The following is a 15,915-nucleotide window of genomic DNA, read 5'->3' on the forward strand; positions in this document are numbered from 1 at the left end:
CGGGTCAGGCTTCGATCTTGAAGCGCGACACGCCGGTACGAAGCTGGTTGGCCACTAGCGTCAGGTCATCAATCGCCTGCGACGACTGGCGCAGCGATTCCGCCGTCTGCTGCGCGGCTTCGGACAACTGCGACAGCGCCTGCGTAATCTGCTCGGCGCCGGTGGCCTGCGTCTGCATGCCCTCGTTCACCATCTGGAAGCGCGGCGCCAGCGTCTGCACTTCGGTAATGATCTGGGAGAGCTGCGTGCCGACCTGCTGCACGTCACGCATACCGCGTCGCACCTCTTCCGAGAACTTGTCCATGCCCATCACGCCTGCGGAAACGGCCGACTGGATTTCCTTGACCGTCTGCTCAATGTCGTAGGTGGCGACTGCGGTCTGGTCGGCCAGCCGGCGGATTTCCGTGGCCACCACCGCAAACCCGCGGCCGTATTCGCCAGCTTTCTCCGCCTCAATAGCCGCGTTAAGCGACAGCAGGTTCGTCTGGTCAGCCACCTTGGTGATGGTCGACACCACCTGGTTGATGTTGGTCGCCTTTTCATTGAGGATCGCCAGTTTGGCGTTCACCGAACCCGCAGCTTCCATCACGCCGCGCATGGTGTCTTCCATGCGCGTGAGGCCGCTCTGGCTGGCACCGGCCAGCGTGGCGGATTGCTCGGCCACGCTCGACACCTCGTTCATCGTGCGCAGCAGGTCGCGGGATGTGGCAAAGATCTCACGCGAGGTGGCGCCGATCTCGGTGGTCGTCGCGGCGGTCTCGGCGGCGGTGGCCTGCTGCTCCTTGGAGGTGGCGGCAATCTCGGCCACGGACGTCGTCACCTGCAGGGAAGACTTCTGCGCCTGCGACACCAAGCTCGCCAGCTCTTCGGCCATGCGGTTGAAGCCTTCTTCCAGCGTGCCGAACTCATCGTTGCGGCGCAGATCGAGCCGGCCAGACAGGTTACCGGTGCGCATGTCATCGTGCGCATCCACCACACGGGCCATCGGCACCGTAATCGCCTTGAACAGCGCATAGCCCAACACCAGCGCGGCGAGCAACACCACGCCAAGCGCCACGGCCAGTGTCACCTCGGTGCTCTGTACGGAACCGCGAATCTGCTGCGCCGATTGGTCGGCTGCCGCGCGGTTGTCGGTCACGAGCTGTTCGGCAACCTTCACGGCCTCTTCCCAGGCAGGAATGGCACGTTGCGCCACAACCTGTGCAGCCGGCCGGGATTTGGCCGCCTGTTGCACAGCGTCGTTGAACATGACCAGGTATTTGTCGATGGCGGCGCGATACACACGGAACCGCTGGCGGTCATCCTCGCGGAAGATGGTGGCATCGTAGGCGGTCGAGTATTGATCCAGCTCCCGCACGCTTTTGGCCGCGCGGTCCAGATCGCGCCGCACGGCATCTGGATCGGTATCGACAAACAATGCACGTTCGAGCATCGCCTGGCTACTGCGCGTCGCCGCGCGCAGCGATGTCGACAAATACAAACCCGGTACCGAATCGCGCTCCAGGCTCATGGCCTCTTCGTCAATCGCGCGGAGCCGCGTGTACGACACCGCCGCCATGATGACCATCAAAATGAACAGCACACCGAAGCTCAAGACGATGCGGTTGCCAAGTGAGAAGCGGCCGCCGCCAAGCATGCCTGACAGGGTTGCGTTGTTGATGCGGGGCGTCGCAGAGACCATGTTTGAAACCTAGAAGAAACCGACAAGAAAGCCGTGGCGAAAAGACGTGAAAGCGGCCAGGAGCGCGCCACACAGGACTGTTTGGAATGGTAAAGGAACGTATCGGTCACCGGAACCGAAACCTGTGTGATTCCGCGTCAATACAAGGGTAAGCCCCTGCCAGGTCAAGATTGACGCGCCGCCCATTGAGCACAGGCGCGCACATAGGCGGCGTCTGCGCGATCGTCTCAACCGCCCCGCAGGGCATGCGCAAACGCTTGCACCACGTCGGCAGAGGCATCGGTGATGGCCCAGTAGCCCATGCCGGCAGTGCGCCAGACCATCAACTGGTAGCCGCGCTCGGTGCGCAGCGTGGGCTCGGTGTCGCTGCCGGCCTCGGGGCGTACATACAAGTCGACGGGATGCTTCGCGGAGCGGTAGACCAGCACCGCCACCGGACGCCCGTCGATGTAGTCCAGCCGCCCGCCGATGAGCGGGAACCCGCGGGCGGCAAGGTCGGTAACGGGCGGCGCATAGTCGATACGGCCGTTGAACCACGGCTTGACCGTGTGGCGATCGGACGACAGTACGTCGGTCTCCCGCGCGCCCAGCAGCGCCCGCACATGGCTGGCGGTGATGTCGTGCGCGGTAAGCGCAGCGGTATCGGGCCGGCCAACCAGCACGCCCACACCGAGTGCTATCGCCGCGAGCGCGCCTGCGCCCAATCCCAAGCCGAGCCCCCGAGATGGCGTGACCAACCAATTGGCCAAGTGCCGCCATGGTGATTCCGTCCGGCGCGGCGCGCGCGGGCTGGGCGATTCGGGGCGCACGCCAGCCTCCGCCTGCGCGGCCTGCACCGCTTGCAATACACGCTGGTTCAAACCCGCCGGCGCCTTCATGTATAGCGCCGGCGCACGCAAGCCCTGCCGCAGCGCACGCACCACACCATCGTGGCGCGCCGCAATGTCGGTACAAGCGGCACACGTGGCTAGATGCGCTTCCATGCGCAGGCTGTCGGCCGCTCCGAGTTCGCCATCGGCGCGGGCAGCCAACAGCGCGCGGATGTCGTCACAGTTCATGGCGGAACTCCTTGGTGCTGTTTCCCAGACCGCCCGATGCTCGGATGGGCGTCACATTGGCGCGCGGTTGCGCGTTGTCTTCCGTGAGCAGGCGTGCGAGTTGCTGCCGAGCACGCGCCAGCCGCGACATGACCGTACCGATGGGCGCGTCCACCACGGCGGCAATGTCGCGGTACGGCAGGTCTTCCAGCTCGCGCAGCACGAGTACCTCGCGATACGGCACCGGCAACTGCGCCAGCGCTGCATGCACGCGGCGCACATCGTCGATGCGGGCGAGCAGCGCGGCGGGGTCGACGCCATAGCTGGCGCTGTCGTCGCTCGCCTGGCCAGCAGCCGCGTCGTCATCCCACGGCTGGGCCGGTGCCTGCTTGCGGCGCGCGCATTCCGAAAACCACGTGTTGCGCACGATGGCCAGCAGCCACGGGCGGCCGTCGCCGCCGCGAAACCCGCCAAACAGCCGGAATGCGCGCAGGCAGGCTTCCTGGACGATGTCGTCGGCGTCTTGCGCGTCACCCGAGAGCCAGCGCGCCAGGTTGTAGGCGGCGTCGACATGCGGCAGCACCGCCTGCGCAAAGCGCTGGGCGTCGGTGGGCAGATCGAGCGTGGGGTCTGGCAGGTCGGGCATGGCGGCCTGGAGGCGGTTGACCTCCGTATACCGGGGTGCGATCCAGTTTATTCCCGCGCCGAAGAAATTTTGTGAAAACGCCAATCTTGTGGAATACGCGGGCACCCCAGCCGGTATGACAGGCAGGACCGGCGCTTCCTTCATTGCCATCGCGCTGGGCCGCTACCCAACTCAGTCATCTATTGCAGGGGACACCCATGAGCAAGCAACCCGGACGACGCCAGTTCCTGCAACTGGCCGCGGTCGGCGGTCTGGTGTACGCATCCGGCCTGCCCGGCTGGCAGGCGATGGCGGCCACCACGCGCGCCGCCGGCACCAAGCAGGACGATTTCTACTTCGTGCAGTTATCCGACATCCACTGGGGCTTCAAGGGCGCGCCCAATCCGGATTCGCAAGGCACCCTGCCCAAGGCGATCGCGGCGGTAAACGCGTTGTCGCCCGCGCCGGACTTTGTCATCTTCACGGGCGACCTGAGCCACATCAGCGACGACCCAGCCGAGCGTCGCAAGCGCCTGGCCGAGTTTCGCGACATTGCCGCCAAGATCAAGGTGCCGGTGGTGCATTACATGCCCGGCGAGCACGATGCCTCGCTCGACAACGGCGAGGCTTATATCGAATTCTTCGGCCGCACGCATTATTCGTTCGATCACAAGGGCGTGCATTTCATCGCCATCGACAACGTGTCCGACCCATCGGCACGCGTGGGCGAAGCACAGCTCGCGTGGCTGGCGGCGGATGTGCGTTCCGTGCCCGAGCACACGCCCATCGTCGTGTTCACGCATCGGCCGCTGTTCGATCTCTACCCGCAATGGGACTGGGCCACGCGCGACGGCCAGCAGGTCATCGACCTGTTGATGCCGCACCCGAACGTGACGGTGTTCTACGGCCACATCCACCAGGAACACCATCACATGACGGGGCACATTGCGCACCACTCGGCACGCTCGCTGATGTTTCCGCTACCCGCGCCACCCCCGCCGGGCTCGCAGGCAAAACGCAACCCGATCCCGTGGGATGCCGCCGCGCCGTATCGCGGCCTGGGCTGGCGCAGCATCACCGAGCACGGCCAGCAGGACACCGCCACCTGGGCGCTGGCCGAACAGCCGATCCAGCCGAGCAGCGAAGCCACCATCACCAAGACGCCGGAGACCACCTGACATGCGCCCCTTCATTGCACACAACCCCAAGCGCCGGCTGGCGCTGCGTCAGTTCACCGTGCTCGCGGCAGGTGCGGCACTCGCCTGTGTTGCGCATGGCGAGGGGCCGACGGTCATTCGCGTGCACGCGCGCAAGTTCACCTTCACACCTGACAAGATCACGCTCAAGCGCGGCGTGCCCGTGGTGTTCGAGCTGACCGGGCAGGACATCCTGATGGGTTTTTCGATTCCGGATTTCAACGTGCGCGCCGACGTCGTGCCAGGGCAGACCGTGCGGCTGGCGCTCACGCCGGACAAGACCGGCACGTTTGACTTCCTGTGCGACATCTTCTGCGGCTCGGGCCACGAGACGATGAATGGAACATTGACCGTCACCTGAAGCGCAAAGAGCAAAGAAGAAAGCGAAGTAAAACGCCCCGACCTGTTCGGGGCGTTTTCATTGACAGGATGCACGCATGACGCGCTTGCAGCGGCATACAGATTCTTTACGACGCGCGGGAATAAACCGTCGGCCTACGGTGTTTACTCCACTAGCACGCCATCGACCCGCACTCTGGAGGACCTACATGTCGTCACGTTCGAAGCGTCGTCTACGCACGTTGCTGTTTGCTGTGTTCACACTCATGTCAGGCATCGGGACGCACGCTGCAGTTGCGCAGGAGGCGCCGCCACAGGCCAATCGCGAGCAGGCCTTCCTCGCCGAAAACGATGTCGCCATGACAAAGATGATGGACGGCATGGCCCCGAAGCCCAGCGGCAACATCGACCAGGATTTCGTCGCGATGATGACGCCACATCACCAGGGCGCCATCGACATGGCCGTGGCCTACCTGCGCTACGGCCAGAACGAACAACTGCGCCGCATCGCGCAGGAAATCGTCGTCGCGCAACAGCAAGAGATTGCAGCGATGCGCTTGGCGCTTGGCCAGCCGCCGCCCCCGTCGGCACCGGTCCCCACGCAGCTCCGCCCGGCCTCCGCAACGACTGCGCCCGCATCCCATGCGGCGCATCACGCCCACACCGCCACCCCTCAACAGGAAGACCGATGAAGAACCGACTGTTTGTTGCCACGGCGCTTGCCGCAGCGGCCATCACGTGCGCCGCGAGCGCCAGCGCCGGGCAGGCACCCGCATCCCTTGCCTCGCCTGACATTCCCATCAGCCACAGGGATCGCGTCTACGCGGCCGAGCAATTCTCGAACACGGTGTCCGTCACGGACCCCGCCAGCAACACGCTCCTGGGTGTGATCAAGCTGGGCGATCCTGCGCCCGGCAACTTCAGCCCGCTCTATCGCGGACAGGTGCTGGTGCACGGCATGGGCTTCTCGCCAGATCACCGGACCTTGGCGGTGGTCTCCATCGGCTCCAACTCGGTCACGTTCATCGATACGCAGACCAACGCCGTCAAACACACCACGTATGTTGGCCGCTCGCCTCACGAAGCGTTCTACACGCCGGATGGCAGCGAGGTCTGGGTGACCGTGCGCGGCGAAAACTACATCGCCGTGCTCGATGCCAATACCTATGCAGAGAAGGCGCGCGTTACCGTACCGGCGGGCCCTGGCATGCAGATCTTCTCGCCGGACGGCAAGTACGGCTACGTGTGCTCGTCGTTCAATCCGGAAACGGTCGTGATCTCGACGGCTGATCACAAGATCGTGGGACACATCAAACAGGAATCGCCGTTCTGTCCCAACATTGCTGCCACGCCGGATGGCAAGCAGGTGTGGTTCACATTGAAGGACATCGGCAAGGTGCAGGTATTCAACGCCCGCCCGCCGTTCAATGCGATCACGTCGTTCGAGACCGGGCCCATCACCAACCACGTCAACTTCGCGCATAACGCCAAGGGCACGTTTGCCTATGTGACGATCGGCGGCACGAATCAGATCAAGGTATTCCGGACCGACAATTTCGAACAGGTCGCGACGATTCCCGTCGGCAAGCTTCCGCACGGTCTATGGCCGTCCGGTGACGGCACCCGCATCTATGTCGGCCTGGAGAATGACGACGCACTGGCCGTCATCGACACACTGACGAACAAGGTCGTATCGACTGTTCCGATTGGGCAGGCACCGCAGGCGCTGACGTACGTGCCGAACGCTGTGCCGGAAGGCAACGGCACGGAGAACCTGCAACCGCTTGGCACAGCGGGGCAGGTCAGCCCTCTCGCACTCGTACCGGCCGCCGCAGACAAGTCCGACGCATCGGCCGCCCCCACCAGCGTGGCGCTGTTCGATCAGGGGCTCGTCCAGGTGTTCCAGGCATCGGTGACCGGATTGCAGCCGAAGCAGCCCTATGCGATTGCCTTGTCACAGAATGCGGATGGCAGCGGCCCGCTTGAGACCCTGGCGAGCTTCATGACCAACCCGGCCGGTGGCGCCATCGTCAACTCGATCGGGCAGATTCGGCAGGTGGTCACGCCTGGCAACGCGGACGCTGGCAACACGCGCCGGTATCTTGTGATTGCACCGGTGGTGTCCGGCAAGCTTGGGACTGCGGTGCAGATTCAGGCGCGCTAGGCAATGTGCGCCCCTGCGGCGTTCGTGCCGGGGCAGACCGTGCGGCTGGCGCTCACGCCGGACAAGACCGGCACGTTTGATTTCCTGTGCGACATCTTCTGCGGCTCGGGCCACGAGACGATGAATGGAACATTGACCGTCACCTGAAGCGCAGCGGCCAGCGCCCGACGCCCAACGCAAAACGCCCCGAACAAGTCGGGGCGTTTTCATCTGCGAGCGCTGCCTTAAGCCAGCGCGTCCGGCTCAGCCAGCGTCAGCAGCAGTTCGTCGAGTCGCTCCATGGTGGAGGTCATGCCGTCTTTCATCCCCATGTCGATAACCTTCTGCACGTCTTCCGGCGAGTTGTACAGCACCACAGTCGTGACGAGGGTGCGTTCGTTCGCATCGGCAAAGGTGACATCCCAGCGGGCGCGAGGCATATGCGGATTCACGGCGCCGGTTTCATCAGAAAAACCATCAATGGCCGCATAGCTGTCGATCGGGTTGATCTTCTGATAGTCCAGACGGCTCCAGAATGACTCTCCATCGGGCGTGATCATGGCGTAGTGCCAGTAGCCGCCTTCCTTGAATTCCATATGCTTGGTCTTGGTGGCGAGCGGCTTGGGCGCAAACCACTGATCGAGCAATTCGCGCTTTGTATGGCAATCCCACACTAGCTGGCGCTTCGCCGCGAACTCTCGCCTCACGGTGAGGCTGCTCTTTTGCATGTCGACGAGGAAATCAAACCGAAGATCAGCCTTCATTGTTTTCTCCTTGGAGTTTCTCTAAGAGGTTGTCCAGATTGCTGTACCTGCTCGCCCAGATCGCGTGCTGCTTCTCAAACCAGCGCTCGGCTGCGGCCAGCTTCTTGCGCTCAAGCGTGCACGTCCGGATTCGGCCGCTCTTCTGCGAGCTGACCAGCCCGACGCCTTCCAGCACCCGCATGTGCTTCATGAATGACGGCAGCGCCATGTCGAATGGCTCTGCCAGTTCACTCACCGTCGCGGGCCCTTCGCCGAGCCGCTGAATAACTGCCCTGCGCGTTGGGTCCGAAAGCGCGTGAAATACCGCGTCTAGCGCAATTCCATTGTTATCCATTTGGCTAACTATATACGTGAGAATGCGTTGATGCAACCGGGTTCGACAGCATGTTGTAACGCAGGTGCGCGGCCGGTCAGCATGCACACACACCCATGCTAGGATGACCTTCCCCCCGGCAGCAGCCACACCGCACATGACGACCATCTACGCGACACTCGGCGTGCAGCCGGACGCGACCCTGGACGAAATCAAGCGCGCTTACCGCCGCGCCACGATGAAGTGGCATCCCGACCGCAACCTCGGCCGCGAAGCCGAGGCCTATGCGGCGTTCCAGGAAATTCGCGAAGCCTACGCCATCCTCTCCGACGCTGAACAGCGCCGCGTGTACGACGAGGTCTTCGCGCAGGAAATGCAGCGCTGGCAAGCGGAGCGTGATGCGCAGGAAGCACAGGAGCGGGAAGCGCAACGCGAGCGCGAGCGCCTTGCGCAGGAGCATTACGAAAAGATGGTCGCCACGGCCATGCGCTTTGCCGACGAGGGCCACAATCGCGACGTCCTGTTCGGCGTGCTGCTTGGCCGGGACTGCGATGCAGAACTTGCCGCGCGCATTGCCGACAGCGTGTGGGCCTTGCAGGAAGCACGGCGCGACAACGTGGCCACCACAGACACGCCCGACAGTGAATCGACGATCCCGTCCGATGAAGCGACTTCGCCCCAGCGGCACTCAAGCGCGTTCGAGACGTTCTGGCAAGGGTTGTTTGGCCTGCGGCAATAGCTGCCGAGCTTTCACGAGCGTAGAGCGTCGGGACACATCCGACCAGGCATACGCCGATTCTGATTTATAGTTTCGCCCCTGCTCAGACGAAGCAGCCATCGGTACACTCTGCGCCATCGTTTTCCGTGCCATAGAGAAAGCGATCGAGGCTTGGAACCCTCGGACATAACGGGCAAGCGCCGGGCATAGGTGCTTGTCCTCAACCGCTATGGCTTGGCTTCGTCTCCCTCATTGGGCGAGCCAGGCTTGTACGGCTTCGGCCGTGCCGATCGTTATGTCTCGGTGTTCCAAACCTGCCTGTGCTCGCCCACCCCTCCCAAGGGTTGGGCGCGGTTCCGCTCATCACATGAAGAGGAATGCCGTGACCCGCTCGATCTCCCACGCCACCAACTCACCTGCTGGCGACGCGCTTAGCGAATATCAGAAAGGCGTGCTGTCTGCGCGTAGATTCCTGCGCGCGATGTTCAGCCGCAACGCCGCGGGCAACACGTGCGATACAGGCGCGACGCCTGCGCCAGAACATCCGGATCAACAACGCTGACTTCATGGGCGACCCAGGCGCATGAGGTCTACTCGCGCCGATGTTGCAGCATCGGTGCGGGGCTTGCCTGGGCTCGCCCACCCATCACCCTGAAGCTTGGTGCGCCGCTCGGCCCGCGCTACCTCGCGCCCAGCAAACGACACTCCGCCGACAACGCCAACAGGTTCGGATCGCGCTCGCGATTGCGCTGCATCACCAGCACGATGTGCTGGCTGATCGCATAACGCGCGGCCAGCGGAATCAGCTGCACCTTGGGGCTGAAATCAGCCACGCGACGGGGCAGCAACGCGTAGCCGATGCCGCCGCTAACGAGGTTCATGAGCGAGAAGATATCGCCCACGCGCAGGGCAATCTGCGGCGCAAAGCCGGCCTTGTCGAAGGCGGCCATGAAATCGTGATACGTCGCAAAATCGTCGCCGAGCGCGACGAACTTTTCGCTGCGCACGGTTTGCAAGTCAATCTCCGCTGACGACGCATACGGCGAGCCGAGCGGCGCGGCAAACAGGATCTCGTCGGCAAACATCGGCACGGTCAGCAGATCGGGATTGCGCAGCGGCTCGCCCAGTGCGATGACGATGGCGTCGAGCTGGCCGTCTTCCAGCTTGGCGAGCAGGCTGCGGTTTGAGCCCAGCGTGAGTTCGATGTCGAGCGCGGAGCGGCGCGTCTTCAGGCCCGCAAAGATGCGCGGCAACGTGCCCACCGTCATCGAATACAGCCCGCCGATCTTCAGCGTGGTCGAAGAGAACCCCGCCGCTTCGCGCGTGCGGCGCACACCGGCTTCGCACTCGGCCAGGATGCGCTCCACGTGTTCTGCAAACACATAGGCGGTCGACAGCGGAATCAGCTTGCGGCCATCGCGCTTGAACAGCGGGCAGCGCAAACCTTCCTCCAGCGAATGCAGCGCGCGGTGCACGCTCACCGTGCTTTGCCCGAGCGCTTCCGACACACGCGCCATGTTGCCCAGCGTCATGAACGACTGGAACACCTCCAGCTTCTTCAGGGTGATGTCTTCATCGATTGCCATGGCTGGGTCTTGTCCGGGCGCGTTCTGTCGGCGCGCTGCTATCAGAATCGGCCATTGTTTCATTAACTTCAAGTTAATGAAACTGCGTCTAGGTTGATTGAAGCGCACGGGGTTCCCGCCTACGGTACAGGGCATCAAATCAATCAAGGCTGGAGACGCCACCCAATGCAACCGATGCCCACCCAATCGGCAAACGGGGCCAACGCACCCATCCCGCCCCAATGGCGCCGCCGGCGCGATGAGAAAGAACGCCGCCTGACTGCAGCCCGGCGTATTGCCAACGGCAAGGTCATTCCCACCAGCGATATCGTCGCCGCACTCGAAGCGCTGCTCGCCCCGGGCGATCGTGTCGTGCTGGAAGGCAACAACCAGAAGCAGGCAGATTTCCTCTCGCGCTCGCTGGCCAAGGTCAACCCCGAGCGCCTGCACGATCTGCACATGATCATGCCGAGCGTGAGCCGGGCCGAACACCTCGACATTTTCGAAGCCGGCATCGCTCACAAGCTGGACTTCTCGTTTGCGGGGCCGCAGAGCCTGCGCATCAGCCAGTTGTTGGCCGACGGGCTGCTGGAAGTTGGCGCCATCCACACCTACATCGAGCTGTATGCGCGGCTGGTGGTGGACCTGATTCCCAACGTGTCGCTGGTGGCCGGCTTCAAGGCCGACCGCGACGGCAACATCTACACCGGCCCGAGCACCGAAGACACGCCCGCGCTGGTTGAGCCCACCGCGTTTTCCGACGGCATCGTCATCGTGCAGGTCAACGAGATCGTCGATGATCCGGCCGGCTTGCCGCGCGTCGACATTCCCGGCTCGTGGGTCGACTTCATCGTGCAGGCCGACAAGCCGTTCTACATCGAGCCGCTGTTCACACGCGACCCGCGCCTCATCAAACCCGTGCACGTGCTGATGGCGATGATGGCGATTCGCGGCATCTACCAGCGGCACAACGTGCAGTCGCTCAACCACGGCATTGGCTTCAACACCGCCGCCATCGAGCTGATCCTGCCGACGTATGGCGAGCGCCTGGGCCTCAAGGGCAAGATCTGCCGCAACTGGACGCTGAACCCGCACCCGACGCTCATTCCCGCCATTGAATCGGGCTGGGTGGAAAGCGTGCACTGCTTCGGCACGGAACTCGGCATGGAACGCTACGTGGCCGCGCGCCCCGATGTGTTCTTCACCGGCCGCGACGGCTCGCTGCGCTCGAATCGCATGCTGTGCCAGCTCGCCGGCCAGTATGCGGTCGACCTGTTCATTGGCGCGACGCTGCAGGTAGATGGCGACGGGCATTCGTCCACCGTCACGCGCGGGCGCCTGGCCGGCTTTGGCGGCGCGCCCAACATGGGCCACGACCCGCGCGGCCGCCGCCACGCCACGCCTGCGTGGCTCGACATGACCGAACCGGTGACGATGCTCGAGCGCGGCAAGAAGCTCGTCGTGCAGATGGTCGAGACGTTCCAGGAAGGCGGCAAGCCGACCTTTGTCGACACGCTCGACGCGGTGGCCGTGGCCAAGCAAAGCGGCATGCCGCTCGCGCCCATCATGATCTACGGCGACGACGTCACGCATCTGCTCACCGAAGACGGCATTGCATATCTCTACAAGGCGCGCTCGCTGGAAGAGCGGCGCGCCATGATTGCCGCCGTGGCGGGCGTGACGTCGATCGGCCTGCGCCACGACACGTCCAAGACCGAGCAGATGCGCCGCGACGGCCTGATCGCCCTTCCCGAAGACCTCGACGTGCGCCGCAGCGATGCCAGCCGCGAGCTGCTTGCCGCCAAGAGCATCGCCGACCTGGTCGAATGGTCCGGCGGCCTGTACGAACCGCCCGCACGCTTCCGGAGCTGGTAATGGAGAAGACATTGCAACGGCCTCTGCCAGCCAGCCCGAAAGCGCGTGCAAAGCGGTTGGCCGCGCTGGTCGAGTCCGCCCTCATCGACGAGGTAACGCTGTCGCCCAAACCCGGTCTTGTGGATGTGCGTGGCAACGGCGCGCATCACGATCTCGACTGGACGCTAATGGTGCACTCCGCCCAAACCCTGCGCCCGGCGTTTGAAGCCATGGCGTTGGCCGGCGCACAGATCGAAACGCAAGCCGGCGCACAACTCGCGCTGCGCGAGCGCATCGGCCGCCTGGGGCGCGAAGGCGAAGCGGCCATGCTCGATGCCACGGGCGGCATCAACACGCACCGTGGCGCCATCTGGGCGCTAGGCTTGCTGGTGACGGCTGCGAGCCAAGCGCCGCATGCATTGGGCGCGGCCGCTGTTGCAAGCCGCGCGGCACGCCTGGCCAACATTCCGGATCGCTTTGCGCCTGTCTCCACGGGCCACAAGGGCGAGCGCGCCTGCAATGACTATGGCGTCGGCGGTGCGAAGGGGCAGGCCAGCGCCGGCTTCCCGCATGTGATCAAGGTGGCGCTGCCGGCGTTGCGCCAAGCGCGTGCAGCAGGCATTCGCGAAGACCACGCACGCGTGGATGCATTGCTTGCCGTCATGGCTGCACTGGACGACACCTGCGTGCTCGCACGCGGCGGCGCGGATGCGCTACGCGTCGTGCAAACGGGCGCGGCCACCGTGCGCGCAGAAGGCGGCTTGGCAACAGCGCAAGGCCGCCGCGCTTTCCGCACGCTTGAACAAGACATGCTGGCGCTGCACGTGTCACCCGGCGGCGCGGCCGACTTGCTGGCTGCCGCACTCTTCCTCGACCGCCTGCCCGCAAGCGCGCACGCCGCGTCCGACATCGAATCCGCTCATCAGGAAACCGAACATGGAGCATCTTGATTTTCAGTTCACCGGCGGCGCACCCGCTGGGCGCCGCGCGTATGCCGGCGTAGTCGGCTCGGGCGACCTCGAAGTGCTGCTGACCCCCGGCAGCGCCGGCCAGATCGACGTGGCCATCACTACATCCGTCAACGGCATGAGCGCGACGTGGCAGGCGCAGCTTGCACGCGTGTTCGGCTCGCACGCGTGGCCGGCGGCCAAGATCATCATCAACGACTTCGGCGCGACACCCGCCGTGGTCCGGTTGCGGCTTGAGCAGGCGCTTGAAGCGCTCGCCCAGCCTTGAGGAGACACGCATGTCGCGCAACCCGATTGAACGAGACAGCTTTATCGAACGCGATGCGCGCCGACGCGCCATCACCCTGCTCGACCCTGGCACCTTCCGCGAGCTGCTCGATCCGTTCGAGCAATTGACCTCGCCGTGGCTGCCGCGCCAGGGCATCGTCACGCAGGCCGACGACGGCGTGGTGGTGGCACGCGGCACGCTGGGCGGACAGCCCGCCGTGGTGCTTGCCATTGAAGGCGCATTCCAGGGCGGCAGCATGGGTGAGGTGTCCGGCGCCAAGATTGCCGGCGCGCTGGAGCTGGCGGCAGAAGACAACCGCAACGGCATTCCCACACGCGCCGTCATCGTCTTCGAAACCGGCGGCGTGCGGCTGCAAGAAGCCAACCTGGGCCTGGCCGCCATTGCTGAAATCCACGCAGGCATCCGTGCGCTGCGCGAGTACGGGCCGGTGGTCGGCATCACGGCGGGCGTAGTCGGCTGCTTTGGCGGCATGAGCATCGCTGCAGGCCTGTGCAGCTACCTGCTGATGACGCGTGAGGCACGCCTCGGCCTGAACGGCCCACAGGTGATCGAGCAGGAAGCCGGCATTGAAGAATACGACTCGCGCGATCGCCCCTTCATCTGGAGCCTGACGGGCGGCGAACAACGCGCCGCCACCGGGCTGGCCGATGTCTGCATCGAAGACGATTCCGTCGCCATCCGCGCGCAGGTGATCGAGTGGCTGCGCGCCGGCGCGCCCAAGCACCAGCGCAGCGAGCAGATCGATCACTACCTCGCCCGACTCGCCGCCGTCGACACATCGCGCCAAGCCACGGCAGAAGATGTGCGCACGCACTATGCAAAGGACGTCGCATGAGCCAGAACGAACTTTCCACGCGCGGCGCGACCTGGATGCGCGCGCTTGCCGGCGGCACGCAGGTGGCGGGCTACGGCAGCACGCTGCAAGTCGTCGATGCGGCGCTCGCAGGTCAGCCCGCGCGCTACATCGCCGTCGTGCCCGATGCCCAGAACCGCTTCCCCCGCGCACGCAACGGTGAAGTCGGCCTCATCGAAGGCTGGCAGCTTGCGCGTGCCGTGCGCGATGCCATGACTGCAGATGCGGGGCAGGAAAAGAAGCGCGCCATCATCGCCGTCATCGATGTGGCAAGCCAAGCCTACGGGCGCCGGGAAGAGGCCTACGGCATCCACCTCGCACTGGCAGCAGCTGCGGATGCCTACGCGGCTGCCCGATTGGCCGGCCACCCCGTCATCGGCCTCATCGTCGGTCGCGCCATGTCGGGCGCATTGCTGGCACATGGCTATCAAGCCAACCGACTGCTCGCCCTGGACGATGCCGAGGTGATGGTGCACGCCATGGGCAAGGCGGCGGCGGCGCGCGTAACGCTGCGCTCGGTCGCCGATCTGGAACGCCTCGCGCAAGAGATTCCGCCCATGGCGTACGACATTGCCAGCTTCGCGTCGCTCGGGTTGCTGTGGAAATTGCTGAAGGTGAAGTCTGCCGACGCGCCCGATGCAGGTGACGTCGATACCGTGCAGACCGCGCTTGCAGCGGCGCTGGCCGATATCGCAGCCGACCCATCGCGCGGGCTGGAAAGCCGCCTGGGCGCGCCACTGCGCAGCGCGTCGTCAGAAGTACGTAAACGCCTGCGCAAGCAATGGAACGCGCAGCCAGCAAACGCATAGCGAATAGAAACACCTGCAGGGCGCAAACCTAAGCGCCCAGACGGTGTGGCCGTACCTGCCCTAGATGGCGCCTTGAATTTTTGCAAGCGGGCGGAAAAAGGAAGGGGAACTGTCTGAGCGCAGCGAGTTTTCCCCTTCCCCGCCCGGTTGCAGAAATTCAAGGAGAAGTCGCCATCTTGGGCGCGCCTTTCTTTGCTTACTTTCTTTGGCAAGACAAAGAAAGTAAGTCAGCCCCGGCAGGGGATGAAACAAAGGATGCACCAGCAAAGCAAAACAAAGTCCTCAACCCTCGATCACCAAAACACGCACAACAGGCGACCCATCGCCGTTCCTTCAGGAGACAAAGAAGTGATCATCTACGGTACAACCCTGCTGGCGCTATGTCATCTCGCCGGCCTCTTCCTGGGCGACCTGCTCGGCCAGGCCATCGGCGTGAAGGCCAATGTGGGCGGCGTGGGCATCGCCATGCTGCTGCTCATCTTCGCGCGGCTCTATCTGCACAGGCACGGGCTCATGCCTGCCGCCACAGAGGCGGGCGTCTCGTTCTGGGGCGCGATGTACATCCCCGTGGTAGTGGCGATGGCTGCCACACAGAACGTCGTCACGGCACTGCGCGGCGGCCCTGTCGCACTGCTGGGCGCCATCGGCGCGGTACTCGTGTGCGGTGTCTGCATTGCACTCATCAACCGCACAGGCAACGCCGAAGACCGGCGGCCCCTGCCCCCGCTGCCTGAATCCGAACAAGCCCGCGCTTAAGGAGC

At 64.4% G+C, this 15,915-nt stretch carries 18 protein-coding genes and 1 pseudogene; 13 read left to right on the forward strand and 6 right to left on the reverse strand.

Annotated elements, in window-relative coordinates; genetic code table 11:
* Nucleotides 1-4: 4 nt before the first annotated feature.
* The 3 genes from NKG59_RS20805 to NKG59_RS20815 all read right to left on the reverse strand — a co-directional run bounded on the left by NKG59_RS20805 (nucleotide 5) and on the right by NKG59_RS20815 (nucleotide 3,364).
* Nucleotides 5-1,681, reverse strand: coding sequence for a methyl-accepting chemotaxis protein (locus NKG59_RS20805; RefSeq protein WP_253540751.1), 1,677 nt, complete (start codon nucleotides 1,679-1,681; stop codon nucleotides 5-7).
* Nucleotides 1,682-1,908: 227 nt separating this feature from the next.
* On the reverse strand, nucleotides 1,909-2,739 hold the full coding sequence (locus NKG59_RS20810) for an anti-sigma factor family protein (protein ID WP_253540754.1): 831 nt from the start codon (nucleotides 2,737-2,739) through the stop codon (nucleotides 1,909-1,911).
* Nucleotides 2,729-3,364, reverse strand: coding sequence for an RNA polymerase sigma factor (locus NKG59_RS20815; protein ID WP_253540757.1), 636 nt, complete (start codon nucleotides 3,362-3,364; stop codon nucleotides 2,729-2,731). The genes NKG59_RS20810 and NKG59_RS20815 overlap by 11 nt, the downstream gene beginning before the upstream one ends.
* A 197-nt stretch (nucleotides 3,365-3,561) precedes the next feature.
* Between NKG59_RS20815 and NKG59_RS20820 the strand changes: the two genes are divergently transcribed.
* The 5 genes and pseudogenes from NKG59_RS20820 to NKG59_RS20840 form a co-directional block, all read left to right on the forward strand.
* Nucleotides 3,562-4,521 (forward strand): metallophosphoesterase family protein, encoded by a 960-nt coding sequence (locus NKG59_RS20820; RefSeq protein WP_253540760.1) that lies wholly within the window; start codon nucleotides 3,562-3,564, stop codon nucleotides 4,519-4,521.
* A gap of 1 nt (nucleotide 4,522) precedes the next feature.
* Nucleotides 4,523-4,900 (forward strand): cupredoxin domain-containing protein, encoded by a 378-nt coding sequence (locus NKG59_RS20825; protein ID WP_253540762.1) that lies wholly within the window; start codon nucleotides 4,523-4,525, stop codon nucleotides 4,898-4,900.
* Between the two features lie 187 nt (nucleotides 4,901-5,087).
* A complete protein-coding gene (locus NKG59_RS20830; protein ID WP_253540765.1) occupies nucleotides 5,088-5,570 on the forward strand; it encodes a DUF305 domain-containing protein in 483 nt (160 codons plus the stop codon).
* Entirely contained in the window at nucleotides 5,567-7,042 is a 1,476-nt protein-coding gene (locus NKG59_RS20835) for a YncE family protein (RefSeq protein WP_253540768.1), read from the forward strand. Before NKG59_RS20830 ends, NKG59_RS20835 begins: the two co-directional genes overlap by 4 nt.
* Nucleotides 7,043-7,057: 15 nt before the next feature.
* Nucleotides 7,058-7,189, forward strand: a pseudogene (locus NKG59_RS20840) (cupredoxin domain-containing protein); the annotation flags it as partial.
* A 77-nt stretch (nucleotides 7,190-7,266) separates the two neighbouring features.
* On the opposite strand, the gene NKG59_RS20845 reads toward NKG59_RS20840, so the two are convergent.
* Nucleotides 7,267-7,785: an SRPBCC family protein gene (locus tag NKG59_RS20845; RefSeq protein WP_253540771.1), complete on the reverse strand. Its 519-nt coding sequence runs from the start codon at nucleotides 7,783-7,785 to the stop codon at nucleotides 7,267-7,269.
* A complete protein-coding gene (locus NKG59_RS20850) occupies nucleotides 7,775-8,119 on the reverse strand; it encodes an ArsR/SmtB family transcription factor (protein WP_252694031.1) in 345 nt (114 codons plus the stop codon). Before NKG59_RS20850 ends, NKG59_RS20845 begins: the two co-directional genes overlap by 11 nt.
* A gap of 136 nt (nucleotides 8,120-8,255) precedes the next feature.
* On the opposite strand from NKG59_RS20850, the gene NKG59_RS20855 reads away from it, so the two are divergent.
* Both NKG59_RS20855 and NKG59_RS20860 read left to right on the forward strand, forming a co-directional pair.
* On the forward strand, nucleotides 8,256-8,837 hold the full coding sequence (locus NKG59_RS20855) for a J domain-containing protein (protein ID WP_253540774.1): 582 nt from the start codon (nucleotides 8,256-8,258) through the stop codon (nucleotides 8,835-8,837).
* A 361-nt stretch (nucleotides 8,838-9,198) separates the two neighbouring features.
* Entirely contained in the window at nucleotides 9,199-9,378 is a 180-nt protein-coding gene (locus tag NKG59_RS20860; RefSeq protein ID WP_253540776.1) for a hypothetical protein, read from the forward strand.
* A gap of 118 nt (nucleotides 9,379-9,496) precedes the next feature.
* Here NKG59_RS20860 and NKG59_RS20865 read toward each other — a convergent pair whose 3' ends face one another.
* A complete protein-coding gene (locus NKG59_RS20865; protein WP_024978032.1) occupies nucleotides 9,497-10,402 on the reverse strand; it encodes a LysR substrate-binding domain-containing protein in 906 nt (301 codons plus the stop codon).
* A gap of 165 nt (nucleotides 10,403-10,567) precedes the next feature.
* Here NKG59_RS20865 and mdcA point away from each other — a divergent pair, with 165 nt between their 5' ends.
* The 6 genes from mdcA (at nucleotide 10,568) to madL (ending at nucleotide 15,910) form a co-directional block, all read left to right on the forward strand.
* Nucleotides 10,568-12,256, forward strand: a complete 1,689-nt coding sequence (mdcA, locus tag NKG59_RS20870; protein ID WP_253540779.1) for a malonate decarboxylase subunit alpha — start codon at nucleotides 10,568-10,570, stop codon at nucleotides 12,254-12,256.
* On the forward strand, nucleotides 12,256-13,185 hold the full coding sequence (locus tag NKG59_RS20875; RefSeq protein WP_253540782.1) for a triphosphoribosyl-dephospho-CoA synthase: 930 nt from the start codon (nucleotides 12,256-12,258) through the stop codon (nucleotides 13,183-13,185). Before mdcA ends, NKG59_RS20875 begins: the two co-directional genes overlap by 1 nt.
* The gene (locus NKG59_RS20880; RefSeq protein WP_045205637.1) at nucleotides 13,172-13,471 is read left to right on the forward strand and encodes a malonate decarboxylase subunit delta; all 300 of its coding nucleotides are present in this window, start codon (nucleotides 13,172-13,174) and stop codon (nucleotides 13,469-13,471) included. Before NKG59_RS20875 ends, NKG59_RS20880 begins: the two co-directional genes overlap by 14 nt.
* Nucleotides 13,472-13,481: 10 nt before the next feature.
* On the forward strand, nucleotides 13,482-14,327 hold the full coding sequence (locus NKG59_RS20885) for a biotin-independent malonate decarboxylase subunit beta (RefSeq protein WP_253540785.1): 846 nt from the start codon (nucleotides 13,482-13,484) through the stop codon (nucleotides 14,325-14,327).
* Entirely contained in the window at nucleotides 14,324-15,154 is an 831-nt protein-coding gene (mdcE, locus tag NKG59_RS20890; RefSeq protein WP_253540788.1) for a biotin-independent malonate decarboxylase subunit gamma, read from the forward strand. Before NKG59_RS20885 ends, mdcE begins: the two co-directional genes overlap by 4 nt.
* Before the next feature lie 348 nt (nucleotides 15,155-15,502).
* A complete protein-coding gene (gene madL / locus NKG59_RS20895; protein WP_045205634.1) occupies nucleotides 15,503-15,910 on the forward strand; it encodes a malonate transporter subunit MadL in 408 nt (135 codons plus the stop codon).
* Nucleotides 15,911-15,915: the final 5 nt, after the last annotated feature.

Origin of the sequence: Ralstonia chuxiongensis (assembly GCF_024158925.1) — a bacterium.
Lineage (GTDB): Bacteria > Pseudomonadota > Gammaproteobacteria > Burkholderiales > Burkholderiaceae > Ralstonia > Ralstonia chuxiongensis.